The 12,494-nt window shown below is 40.2% G+C and carries 9 protein-coding genes; 6 read left to right on the top strand and 3 right to left on the bottom strand.

Translation table 11 applies throughout. The features are described from left to right. Positions 1-9 precede the first annotated feature (9 nt). The 4 genes from N4G44_RS02790 (at position 10) to N4G44_RS02775 (ending at position 4,343) form a co-directional block, all read left to right on the top strand. A complete protein-coding gene (locus N4G44_RS02790) occupies positions 10-717 on the top strand; it encodes a LytR/AlgR family response regulator transcription factor (RefSeq protein WP_474924531.1) in 708 nt (235 codons plus the stop codon). A gap of 160 nt (positions 718-877) precedes the next feature. Beyond that, complete coding sequence (locus N4G44_RS02785) at positions 878-1,360, top strand: T9SS type A sorting domain-containing protein (protein ID WP_073062176.1); 483 nt, start codon at positions 878-880, stop codon at positions 1,358-1,360. Between the two features lie 4 nt (positions 1,361-1,364). After that, the gene (locus N4G44_RS02780; RefSeq protein WP_474924530.1) at positions 1,365-3,911 is read left to right on the top strand and encodes a beta strand repeat-containing protein; all 2,547 of its coding nucleotides are present in this window, start codon (positions 1,365-1,367) and stop codon (positions 3,909-3,911) included. Between the two features lie 6 nt (positions 3,912-3,917). Beyond that, positions 3,918-4,343, top strand: a complete 426-nt coding sequence (locus N4G44_RS02775; protein WP_474924529.1) for a hypothetical protein — start codon at positions 3,918-3,920, stop codon at positions 4,341-4,343. Between the two features lie 112 nt (positions 4,344-4,455). Here N4G44_RS02775 and N4G44_RS02770 read toward each other — a convergent pair whose 3' ends face one another. Beyond that, positions 4,456-4,788 (bottom strand): META domain-containing protein, encoded by a 333-nt coding sequence (locus N4G44_RS02770; protein ID WP_474924528.1) that lies wholly within the window; start codon positions 4,786-4,788, stop codon positions 4,456-4,458. A gap of 187 nt (positions 4,789-4,975) precedes the next feature. Between N4G44_RS02770 and N4G44_RS02765 the strand changes: the two genes are divergently transcribed. Together N4G44_RS02765 and N4G44_RS02760 are read left to right on the top strand one after the other, a co-directional pair. Next, complete coding sequence (locus N4G44_RS02765; protein WP_474924527.1) at positions 4,976-7,186, top strand: S46 family peptidase; 2,211 nt, start codon at positions 4,976-4,978, stop codon at positions 7,184-7,186. A gap of 73 nt (positions 7,187-7,259) precedes the next feature. Continuing rightward, positions 7,260-7,736 carry a YdeI/OmpD-associated family protein gene (locus N4G44_RS02760; RefSeq protein ID WP_474925038.1) on the top strand — a complete coding sequence of 159 codons (477 nt, stop codon included), beginning with the start codon at positions 7,260-7,262 and terminating at the stop codon, positions 7,734-7,736. Positions 7,737-7,774: 38 nt separating this feature from the next. Here N4G44_RS02760 and N4G44_RS02755 read toward each other — a convergent pair whose 3' ends face one another. Together N4G44_RS02755 and N4G44_RS02750 are read right to left on the bottom strand one after the other, a co-directional pair. After that, complete coding sequence (locus N4G44_RS02755) at positions 7,775-9,142, bottom strand: head fiber protein (RefSeq protein ID WP_474924526.1); 1,368 nt, start codon at positions 9,140-9,142, stop codon at positions 7,775-7,777. 138 nt (positions 9,143-9,280) lie between these two features. Then, positions 9,281-12,379, bottom strand: a complete 3,099-nt coding sequence (locus N4G44_RS02750) for a non-ribosomal peptide synthetase family protein (RefSeq protein ID WP_474924525.1) — start codon at positions 12,377-12,379, stop codon at positions 9,281-9,283. Positions 12,380-12,494: the final 115 nt, after the last annotated feature.

Raw genomic sequence — 12,494 nt, 5'->3', positions numbered from 1 at the left:
ATCCATATCATGAATTCCCATATTAAATGTATGCTCATCGACAATGATGAACTGGACAGACTGGTTCTTCAGCATCATATCAGGCAATATGATCATATTGAGATTATTGCTTCTTTTAATTCGGCAGAAAAGGCAATTCCCTATCTGGAATTCCCTATTGATCTTCTGATCTGCGAAACCAGACTTCAAGGCATGAACGGTTTGGAATTCAGAAAATTAGCCCACAAAATCCCTGTCTGCATATTCTTAAGCTCCCAACCGGAACTGGCCGCAGAAGCTTTTGAAATTGATGTGCTCGACTTTATCACAAAACCCCTTAAAGCAGAAAGATTTCAGCATTCCATGGAGAAAGTCTTCAGTTTTTTTGAAATGAAAGAAAAATGCGAATGCTTTGATGCCCTTCTCGGTGAAAACTGTATTAGAATAAAAGAAAACGGCAATATTTCCCAGATAAGGCTTACCGATATTCTCTATCTGGAAGCTTTGAAAGATTATACCCGGCTTGTTACCCATGAAAAAAAACACTGTGTTCTGGACTCTCTCGGGAACCTTCTTCATAACAGCTTCTTCGACTCGTTTATAAGAATACATCGCAGTTATGCCGTTCCTCGTCATTTCATCCGTGGAAAAAGCAGCAATGAGATAGAGCTGATCCATCAGATCAGGCTTCCTATAGGCAGAACTTATAAGGAAAGCCTCTCTTTTCTTAATCCATAACTTCTACATACCCACATTTTTACAATAAAATGCTGTTGGTCGATTTTTTTGACGTTAGTCTATTTTCCTTCAATCCGGTTACGATATGTGGTAATTTAGTGTTCACAAATTTTCACCTGAAAACTTGTATAACCAATTAATAACCACAAAATTATTTTACATGAAAAGAACATCTATTCACTGCTTCTTTCTCATTCTGTTTACCTTTTCCGTCAGTCTTCTGAATGCTCAGTCAGCAGTTCTGGCCACAGGAACAAATGCATCAGGAGGCAACGGCTCGGTTTCGTACAGCGTAGGCCAAACAGCATATCTGTATAAGGGAGCAAATTCCGAAATATTGGAGGGTGTACAGCAAGGCTATGAAATTATAGCGCTCTCTACCAGCGAAACCTTATCAAAGCAAGAAGGTATTTTACTTTACCCGAATCCGACCAGAGATTACCTGTATATAGATTTTACATCGCTTCCTTACAAAGGATCAGAATATCAGCTATATGACGCACAAGGTAAGCTGGTCAAAAAAGATGTGATCTCACAGTCGAAATCTGAGCTTAATCTTTCTTCCCTTCCTTCAGCGGTCTATATTATCAGGATCAATCAGAAGGGAGAAAATCTAAAAACATTTAAAGTCATCAAAAAATAACGCCATGAAAAAAATATTACTTTCTCTGGGGATCATGCTGGGCTTATTCATAGCACAGGCACAGGCTCCGGAAAAAATGAGCTACCAGGCTGTCATGAGAAATGGGTCGGGTCAACTTCTTATCAATCAAAGCATTGCCGTCAAAGTAAGCATTTTACAGGGTTCCCCTGCCGGAACGCTGGTTTATTCTGAAAGACTGACCGGAAACACAAATCCTAACGGGCTGATCAGCATGGAAATAGGAACAGGAACTGTACTTTCAGGTACCTTCTCTGCCATAGACTGGCCCACAGGAAGTTACTATCTAAAAACTGAGACCGACCCTGCCGGTGGTACCAATTATACAATAACAGGAACAAGTCAGCTGTTAAGTGTACCTTATGCCATGTATGCCAAATCTGCGGGCGGAACCGGCGGAAGCTTCACGATCCCTTATACCAACACTGTAAACAATGCTTCCACTTTATTTTCTCTGATTAATGACGGGGATGGAACTTCTGTGGAGGGGATCAATAATACAACCACCTCAAGTATTTCTTCGGTAAGGGGGATTGTAAATAATGTATCTCCAGGTGGATTTTCCAGTGGTGTCCGGGGTATCAATAATGGAACCGGCGGACTCGGAGTTGGGGTCTGGGGAAGTCAAAACGGAAGCGGCTGGGGGGTCTACGGCGTTACACCTAACGGATTGGGAGTATATGGAAATGCAAGTGCCAACGGAACCGGAGTATATGCCAACAGCAACACAGGAACCGGACTTACTGCAACCAGTAATAACGGAATTCCTGCAAGCATTTCTATTTTCAATAATGCCAATAACAATAATGCCCTCAATGTTTCAAGTGTCGGAAACGGAACTGTTGTGAATGTAACCACTACAGGCAACGGAGCCGGAGTCCGAAGTTCTACTGCTGCCGGATTCAGTCTGCACGGAATTACAAGTGCACAAACCTCTGCCGGTGTCGTAGGTGACAATAACGGAAATGGTGAAGCGGTGGTAGGAAGAACAACCAGTGATATTGCAGGTGCGGTGGTAGGACGTAATGACGGAGGAGGCTATGGTGTAAGAGGTTTTGTAGCAACGAATACTACCGGTACTTCCATCGGTGTCTTCGGACAGGTTGGCCTTAATAGCGGAAAAGGAAGAGCAGGAAGGTTCGAAAACGTTAATGCAACGAATGATTTTAATACTTTAGAGGTGGAAACCAATGGTGCCGGGAACATTCCTGATAATACAGAGGGTAATGCATCTTCATTTCTTGTAAATAATACGAACAGTGTAGGTGCTGCAGTAAGAGGTGAAGTGAAAACAATTTTTGGGAACTTCGGTGCTGCTGGTATTTTTGGTATCTCATCCGGAACAGGAGGTTTCGCAGGTTTATTTCATGCGAGCAATACCTCCGGGAATGGGCCAGCATTAGTGGCTATTACCGATGGAAACGGAAATGCCATTACCGCAAATGCCAGCAAGGACGGAAATGCCGTAGAAGCCAATATAGACGGAGCAGGAAATGCACTTTATGCATGGGTTCCTTCTTTTGCAACCGGACGTGCAGGACGATTCAACATTTTCAATGACGCCAATACCAGCGATGTTATAACAGTAACCACCGTAGGTAATGGTACTGCAGGAAATTTCAAGGTTGACAAGGTAACAGGTACCTCACCTGCTGTAAAAGGCGAAGTAAATTCACAGTTTGCCAATTTCGGGACTGCAGGTATCTATGGATTATCTTCAGGAACAGGAGGTTACGCCGGTCTTTTCTATGCCAGCAATCCTGCCGGAAACGGACCTGCCCTGATTGCCATTGCAGACGGAAACGGAAACGGGATCACCGCCAATGCATCCAATACCGGTGATGGTGTAGAAGCTACTGTAGATGGATCAGGATCAGCAATTTACGGATGGGTTCCCAACTTCGGAACAGGAAGAGCCGGGCGGTTTACCAATTTCAATACGGCCAATGGCCAAACCGTTCTGGATGTTCGTAATGATGGTACCGGAGCTGCTGCAATAATAGATCACAGAGGTTCATCAGGGAATATACTGATCATGAGAAATGTGGGTACCAATGTGGCAAGGGTAAATAAGTCCGGGACAGGTTTTTTCAATGGCGGAACACAAAACAGTGGCGCAGACGTTGCTGAAGCATTTGATGTGGAAGGAAACACTTCAGAATATGAACCTGGTGACATTTTAATTATTTCAACCAACTCAGACCGTACGGTAGAGAAATCATCAAAACCTTATTCTAACCTCGTAGCCGGAGTGTACGCAACAAAACCGGGTGTGCTTCTGACTGAAGAGAATATAGATTCTGAGCTTACAGGAAAAGTTCCGATGGGCGTTATTGGGGTGATCCCTACAAAGGTTTGCCTTGAAGGCGGTAAAATTAAAAGAGGAGATCTTCTGGTTACTTCATCAAAAACAGGAACAGCCATGAAAGCCAATCCTAAAAAGGTAAAAATAGGACAGGTGATTGGAAAAGCCCTTCAGGACTATGACCAGAACTCTATTGGTAAAATTAAAGTATTGGTAAACATTAAATAAACGATCATGAAATCACTATATACCATTGCATTTTTAGCATTAAGCATGTCTGTTTATGCTCAGGAAAACAAGAAAGTTCAGGAATCCGAGGATCAGGCGCAGGTCGTGAAACAGCTCAGAGAATGGGAAGCTCAACAGGCAAAAGATTTTCAGGAAAATACTCCTAAAAAACAAGCTGTGACAACTCTGGCATCAGAACAGGGACTTGAAGTAAAAAAACAGGAAACAAAAGCCCAGAATTCCAGCTCAAATAATTCTTCAGGAAAATTGCTGCCCAATACGGCAACATTGGCTGAAATAAAAGCATCAATTCCCAACAGGCAGGTATCTCGCACGAGTACAGCAAATCCAGGAAAAACAAACAGTAATGTTGTAGGTTTGCCGAACACGGCAACCCTGGAAGAAATCAAGAAAACCATTCCAAAAAACTAATAACATAACCAGATTTCAAGCAAAAAGTCCGCTCCAGCGCGGACTTTTTATATTTTTCAGGCTTAGTAATTTAGATACTCAAGCTTGCCTGTTTTGAATTTAAACCAAACTCTCAATCCCAGTCTGCTGCTACAAATTTCATAGAACTTCCATTGTCATCAGATAGGGTCAGGAAATGTCCTTCTATGGAATAATGAGTCATTTTATCGAATTTCTGACTGAAAGCTGTTTCCAGCTCCATATTCTGGCAGGCTTTCAATGTACTTCCCATTCCTGAAATTTTTACTTTTCCTCCGTTTTTGAATTCGGAAGTAAAAAACATGCTGTTACATCCCATATCGGCAGATCCCTTTATTTTTCCTTTTTCCATAGTCCCTGTCAGGTTAATTTCGGCCTTATTTTTAATCAGTTCTTCTTTGGAAAACAGATCAAAAGAAACTAACATCCACTGTCTTTGAAGGGACGGATTTTTTCAGGAACCGCAGAGCAGTTTATCAATGCTCCCAAAAATAAAACTGCAAAAAATGCTGTAAGTATTTTTTTCATATGGGGTATCCTTCCATTTTCATACCATTCCGGGATAGAATATCGTAAAAATTAGTAAATTAGCGACACAAAAATTATTTTATAAAATGAAAAGACTATTTCTACTGTTCACTTTCTTATTGGGCTTTGCCCAGATGAGGGCGGATGAGGGGATGTGGCTGTTAATGCTCATCAAAAGACTTAACGGGGTCGATATGCAAAAAGAAGGACTGCATTTGACACCTGAAGAAATTTATTCAGTAAACAATTCAAGCTTAAAGGATGCTATCGTAAGTTTTGGAGGCTTCTGTACAGGAGAAATTGTTTCTGACAAAGGACTTATCTTCACGAACCACCACTGTGGTTACGGTGCCGTTGCTGCTGCTTCCACCCCTGAAAAAGATTACCTGAAAAACGGTTTCTGGGCTATGAAGCAGAAGGATGAATTCAACGCAAAGGATCTTTATGTAAGATTTTTGGTAAGAATGGATGATGCTACGCAGAGAATCAATTCCAAGCTTAACAACAATATGACCGGAGCAGAGAGAAAAGCAGTTATTGATGCTGAAACTAAAGCCATCCAGACTGAAAACTCTGAAAACGGAAAATATACGGTAGTGGTAAAAGATTTCTTCAACGGAAACGAATTCTACTATTTCGTATATCAGGATTATAAAGATATCAGATTGGTAGGTGCACCCCCTTCATCATTAGGTAAATTCGGAGGTGATACAGATAACTGGGAATGGCCAAGACATACTGCTGACTTCACTGTCTTCAGAGTGTATGCAGATGCAGCAGGAAATCCTGCAGAATTTTCTCCAAGCAACGTTCCATTGAAGCCTAAGCACTTCCTTCCGGTTTCTCTTAAAGGAATCAAGCCCGGAGATTTCTCTATGATCCTGGGATATCCTGGAAGAACAAACCGTTACCTTACTTCTTACGGAATCCAGCAGATGGTTAACAAAGATTATCCGGCTTGGGTAGAAGCTTCCAAACTGGCTATGGATGTTATGAAAAAGTATATGAACAAGGATAAAGCAACTCAGCTTAATTACGCTTCTCAATATGCTTCTGTAGCTAACTACTGGAAAAACAGACAGGGAACTATCGATGCGGTAGACAAAAACGGAACGATCTCTGATAAGCAAAAGATTGAGGATACTTACAGAAAATGGTCTGCATTACCTGGAAATTCAGAATATGACGGTGTTTTAGAAGATATCGGAGCTTATTACAAGCAGGTTTCCGACAGAAATGTTGAAAGAAACTACGCTACCCAGTTCTCCAGAAATGCCAAATATATTACTCTTGCCCTACAGCTGGGATCTGTTCTTAAAGCTTATGCAGCTCAGGATATGCAGGGAAGATTGGCAATGAAGCCTAAAACTGAAGCGGCAATCAAAGCAGCTTATGAAAACTTCAGCCCATCTCTGGAAGGAGAAATGCTTGCTTCTATGGCTGGTCTTTACCAATCCAGAGTAACCAATAAAGAAGTGGCATCTGCTACTATTTTAGGGTTAGATTCCAAAACTCTTTCTAACGTAGCTTATGCTTCAATTTTTGCAAACAAGACTTCTGCAACAAACTTCTTATTGAACCCGGATGCATTGAAACTTGATGCAGATCCACTTTGGAAAATCGCCAACGGAATCGTTGCCGATCAGAAAATGATGACGGAAAAGTATTCTAAAGTTGACGATAACTTTAATAAGAATAACCGTTTATTCCTAGCCGGATTAATGAAAGCTATGCCTGAGAAAAAATTCTATCCGGATGCTAACTCTACGATGAGATTAACTTACGGAACAGTAGATAAACTTCCTGTAAGAAATGACAGAAACTACTTCGGAGTTACTGACAACTATTATACTGATATGACCGGTCTTGTAGGAAAATACAAGAAAGGGGACGAAGAATTCGACCTTCCTCAAAGAGTGATCGATCTTTATAACCTTAAAGATTTCGGTCAGTATGCTGATGCTGCAGGATATATGCCGGTAAACTTCCTTTCAAACAATGACATCACGGGTGGTAACTCCGGTTCTCCTGTAATTGATGGAGACGGAAACCTTATCGGTATTGCATTCGACGGAAACAGCGAAGCATTAAGTGGTGATATCGTATTTGAACAGGACTGGCAGAAAACTATTAACGTAGATGTACGTTTTGTTCTTTGGACAATCGACAAATATGCAGGAGCAAGAAGGCTGATCGATGAATTAAAGCTTGTAAGAGGAGAAAACACACCTCCTGATACAAAATCTAAAAATTCAGGGACTACCCAAATGCCTAAAAAAGCAAAAAAAGTAAAATAATCTTTTTTGATATATTTTAAAACCGTGAATTTACGTTCACGGTTTTTTTTATTTTTGATTTAAAATCCTAATGATGAAACAGAAAATAGAATTTACGGGAATTATAAAGCAAAACGGATCCATGAATGCTGCTTTTGTAGAATTCCCTTTTTCTACGGAAGAGCTGTTTGGCAAAAAGGGCCAGGTAAAGATCAAAGCGTTATTTGATGACAGGATTGAATACCGGGGCAGCCTTGCCAAAATGAAATCCGACTGTCATATTTTAGGATTAACCCAGGACATTCGGAAGCAGCTGGGAAAGACTTTTGGCGATGAAGTTTTAATAAGTCTTATCGAAGATAAAGAAGAAAGAACTATTGCCATTGCTGATGATATCGCTTCTGTTTTCAATGAAAATCCCGATGCCAAAAATCTGTTTGACGCCATGAGCTATACCCACAGAAAAGAATACATCCGCTGGATTGAGGAAGCGAAAAAGCCTGAAACCAGGGAAAACAGAAAGATCAGGATGATTGAAATGATTTTGAGTGGAAAAAAGGAGTTTAGCTAAACTCAGAACTCTAAATAAAAGAGTTCTGAGAGAATTGTTTACATCATACCTGCATTTTTCAGATTTAATAATAATGCATTAAAATCTGAAACCAATTCAGTAACAGTCGTTGCAGAAGAATCATTCTGGTTCATTGCTTTTTTAACCACTCCTGTCTCACTCGTTGATGCAAAAGAATCTGCACAAATAATTTTCGAATTGCTATCCGGTAATTCAGGCTGCCATCCGTTTTTCCAAAGTGTATTGTTGGGTACTCTGAAAATTGTTGTATAGCTTGCTGAACCTTCATTATATACCATAATTTCTGTATGCTCTGTAATATGCGGGACCCAATCTTGATTTTTTCCTATATTCTGACCTGCTTTTAATCTTGCCTGAATTTTGAAAACATTATGACTCCCATTGTTTATTTGCTGATATATATTTTTAATATCATACATAATTAGTTCAATATTGCACATACCTGCATTATCATTAATAATTGCTACATCTTTTATGGTTCCTGCATACCCTGAAATTTTATGTCGCTCCCCTCTTAGTATAATTCCGGTGTAATGCCCTCCAATTGTTAAATTTGTGATTGAACAGCTGCTTACATCTTCATAAATTTCAATCCCCGTTCCCGTTTCTCCGCTAGCAACGATATTATCCAGTTTTACCACATCACCGAAATAAAAACTATTTGCATTAAGCCAGGAATTCCAGTGTACGCCATTTAATGATCCTTTTTCCTGATATAATGCCCATCCTCCATTCCGAAATGATACATAGTCATTAATCTCAGAATCATGAGGTCCTTTGTATGTCCAGCCATTACCATTATTTGCAATGGTCTTAATATGATTGAAATTACTTTCCAGGGCATCATATGTCGCAGAAAAATCACTTAAAGGATAATCATGAGTTGTAAATTCAGTGTATATTCCATCTTCTTTACAATTGGCGACGACAATGTTATTAACATATAGAGAACATCCCCATATTCTCATTCCATAGCCTGCACTATTATTCTGTTTGTTTCCATCTATAGAAAGATTGCTTACCCCTGCATATCTTACTCCTCTTATTTCCGGATTTGCTTTTGGAGTACCAGTAAGTAAAGCGAAATCTCTTCCCTGAATTACATCCAGATTACTTCCTGAAACAGATTTTAAAATGGTCGTGTTGGGTCCGGCTCCATTCAAAAATATATTTGAGTCAAGAATTATATTGGCATAGTATGTTCCTGAAGGAATATTGATTTGTCCGCCGCCATTTGTTTTTACATGATCAATTGCATCCTGAAAAACAGCACTGTCATCAGATGTTCCTAAAGTCCCAAAATCTGTAACATCATAAGAGTTAATGGTAAGATTATTAGTGGCAGAAACAGCCGAAGAATTTGTTTGTTCATTTTTTGTTGACATTTCATTAATTATTTAAAGGTTAATTTTAAACATTGTTCTTATAATGTAAATATCACTCACATCTGCGACAAAACTCGACGTATTATTTTAATAAAAAAGCCGGAAAGTTTATTTCCGGCCTTATCTCAACAATTAAAGTTATGACGTTGGGATTCCCAGATACTTCAGATAAGCATCCAGTAACTTTTTATCAAAAACCGGCTCCTCAATACCAGACCCTTCCAGAAACTGAATGACATTCGAACAATCCCAGATATAGGTATGCTGATAAAGCTCCACCGTAGAAAGCCCTTCATGCATATTATCCTTAAACAAACTTGTTAATGGATAAAGGCGATTTTTACTATCATCTTCCCACTGTTTTCTCCACTGTTTGTAAGGAAGTCCTTCAAGAGTAAGCGGATAATATTTCTTCAGGAGCATAAAGAAACTTTCAAGGGTAAGATTGGTTTCCGGTCTTGCAATCAGGTTGAACTTTTTACCAATCGCCTCTTTATTTTTTGTGATATGAACCATGGATCTGGTCATATAGTCTACCGTGATCAGCCCTTCTCTTAATTCTGTAAGTAAAGGATAAGATTTAAATTCAACACAGTTTTTTACAAGTCCAGACCACCATTGGTAAGGAGCGCTGGCCCCTGTCCGGCTGTGGCACATGGCATAACCAAGACGGCAAGTAATTAACGGAAGGCCCTCTTTAGCGGCAAGATCAGCCACAGCTTCCATGACCCATTTACTTCTTACATATCCAATGTCTTTGCTTACAGACATTAGGTTTTGGGCGATATCATCACTTTCCAGCATCACGGTTTTCCCGGTAAAAACATGGCCCCAACTGTAAACAGAAATGGTAGATAACAGTGCCAGACATTTGGTCTTTTCGGCACCCGCAAGCTTTATAATTTCCCTTAATCCTTCTACATTAGGCGCTTTCATATAAGAATAGGGTTCTATAAAATTAACAGAACTGCCGGAGTGATAAATAAGATCCAGCATCCCTGCAAGTTTTTTGAACTTCTCTTCAGAAAGGCCCAATAACGGAAGAGAAAGATCCCGTATTACCGGGATAATCCTGGGTTTCTGCTCTTCTTTTCTATCTATCTTATACTGCTTATAACACCGGTCTATTTTCTCTACGGCATGAAATTCATCCTGAGCTCTTACGAGACAGCAGATATCAGCGGGTGTAGTATCTAAAAGTTCCTGGAGCAAATGGATTCCGACAAATCCGGTCACTCCGGTCAGGAATATGTTTTTAGGGTTTTGCAGCTGTTCAGGATCAAAGCCTCCTGCAAAAATGGTCCCCGGAGCCAGATAAACATCTTGCTGAAGGGCTACATACGGCTCTACATCTTCCTCGGCAGCAGTCTCCCGGGCTCTTTTAGCCCTTGTAATCAATTCATCGGAGAGCTGCTTGAGGATCGGAAACTGGTAAATATCCCGCGTATATACTTTGGCTTCCAATCTGGAATTCAAGGCAGTGGCCACGATGGCAACAAGCAGAGAATTTCCACCTATATCAAAGAAATTATCGGTAATATTAATGACCGAACGCTCCAGTTCTTCAGCCCAGATATCTGCTATAATCCTTTCGGTCTCATTGGTAGGAGGTTCTGTAGAAATAAGCTCTTTTGCCTCTTTATCTGCAAGTTCTTTTAGCAAATGAGTGTCTGTTTTTCCATTAGGAGTAAGGGGTATTTTATCAATGATTATGATCTGGGCGGGAATCATATACCCCGGAAGCTCTTCTTTCAGCTGTTGCCTTACCCATGCAGCATCTGATTTTTCTCCGGATTTCAGCAAGATAAAAGCTACAATATATTTATTGCTCCCATGATCTTTTGTAATGACAGCAGCATCCTGTATTCCTTCCAGACGGGTAAGGCTGCGTTCAATCTCTCCCAATTCCACACGGAAACCTCTGATTTTTACCTGATTATCTATTCTCCCTAAAAATTCAATGTCTCCATCAGATTTCCAGCGGGCAAGATCACCGGTGCGGTATAGTCTTTCATTTTCCCTGAATGGATTTTCAACGAATTTAGAAGCGGTAAGCTCTTCATTATTAAGATAGCCTTTAGCCAAAAGAGTCCCTCCTATATATAGTTCTCCCACGGCTCCTACAGGTAACAATTCATTGTTTTCTCCTAAAATGTAAGCCTGTGCATTGGCTATTGGCCTACCGATTGAAGAAATGTATTGCCCGTTTATGTCTTTAACTTTTCTGAAAGTGGCATAGACTGTACATTCAGTAGGTCCGTAATAATCAATTAACTCATAACTCAATTCGCCGGTAAGCACCGGCTTGAGCTTTTCTCCGCCTGTAAAAAGGTATCGAAGATCTAAATCATTATATGTCCGGGTTTCCTCCACAACAGACGGCACAAGAACCGAAGGTGCAAACCCATGGGTAATTCTGTTTTTGCGGTAAAATTTTACAAGCGCTGATGCTTCTACCCTGTCTTCATTGTCTGCTATAAAAATAGCAGCACCGGCAGTAAGTGCTGACCAGGTTTCCCATACGGAGATATCAAATGCAAGACCCGCAACAAGGGTAAGCCGTGAGGTATAATCCACATGAAAATACTGATTGTGCCATATAGCCAGGTGCTGGATGCTATGATGGGAAACCATAACTCCTTTAGGATTTCCTGTTGAGCCGGATGTGTAGATGGTATAGGCCAATGCATCCTGATGTAAAGTAATATCAGGCAGTTCAGCGGGTGAATAGTCCAGGCTTTCCTGATAATCCAGATAAAATATTTCAGTCTTAGTCGTTAATAAATTTCCATGCGGAGTATCGGTAATAATAATTTCTGCTGAAGTGTCTGCCAGGATATATTCTACCCGTTTTACCGGATAAGCAGGGTCTACAGGAACATAAGCAGCACCGGTTTTTAAAATTCCAAGGATGGCTATAAGCCACTCCAATGAACGATCCAGCCATACCGGCACAAACATTCCTTCTTTTATTCCTTTTTTCAGAAGAGTATTCGCAAGCTGATTGCTTTTCTGATCAAGCTCCCGATAACTTATCTGATTGTCCTGATAAACAGCAGCAATATTTTCCGGATGAAGCAATACCTGTTTTTTGAAAAGAGAAATCAATGTTTCTTCCTTGGGATACTCCCAGTTTGTTTCATTAAAATGGTTAAGAAGTTTTTCTCTGTCTTCAGTAGATAAAAGAACAGATACACTAGCAGGTTTCCCCGCTGGTGCTGGTATTGTATTTGGCATATTAGTTTTTGTTTGGTTTGGTGATAAAAGGGTCAAATGATCTGCATTGCGCAGCCTCCAGACACATTTTAATATATCTGGTACAAGTTAAATAGCTAAGAATACTTTAGTTCTT

Source organism: Chryseobacterium sp. GTID13, from assembly GCF_056172655.1.
Note: the sequence above shows the minus strand (reverse complement) of the source record. Positions and strands in the feature narration are given on the sequence as shown.

What these genes read in the sequence shown, in the direction of transcription:
- N4G44_RS02780 (WP_474924530.1), top strand. Translation starts at nt 1,365, where the DNA reads ATGAAAAAAATATTACTTTCTCTGGGGATCATGCTGGGCTTATTCATA.
- N4G44_RS02765 (WP_474924527.1), top strand. Translation starts at nt 4,976, where the DNA reads ATGAAAAGACTATTTCTACTGTTCACTTTCTTATTGGGCTTTGCCCAG.
- N4G44_RS02770 (WP_474924528.1), bottom strand. Translation starts at nt 4,788, where the DNA reads ATGTTAGTTTCTTTTGATCTGTTTTCCAAAGAAGAACTGATTAAAAAT.
- N4G44_RS02790 (WP_474924531.1), top strand. Translation starts at nt 10, where the DNA reads ATGAATTCCCATATTAAATGTATGCTCATCGACAATGATGAACTGGAC.
- N4G44_RS02775 (WP_474924529.1), top strand. Translation starts at nt 3,918, where the DNA reads ATGAAATCACTATATACCATTGCATTTTTAGCATTAAGCATGTCTGTT.
- N4G44_RS02750 (WP_474924525.1), bottom strand. Translation starts at nt 12,379, where the DNA reads ATGCCAAATACAATACCAGCACCAGCGGGGAAACCTGCTAGTGTATCT.
- N4G44_RS02755 (WP_474924526.1), bottom strand. Translation starts at nt 9,142, where the DNA reads ATGTCAACAAAAAATGAACAAACAAATTCTTCGGCTGTTTCTGCCACT.
- N4G44_RS02785 (WP_073062176.1), top strand. Translation starts at nt 878, where the DNA reads ATGAAAAGAACATCTATTCACTGCTTCTTTCTCATTCTGTTTACCTTT.
- N4G44_RS02760 (WP_474925038.1), top strand. Translation starts at nt 7,260, where the DNA reads ATGAAACAGAAAATAGAATTTACGGGAATTATAAAGCAAAACGGATCC.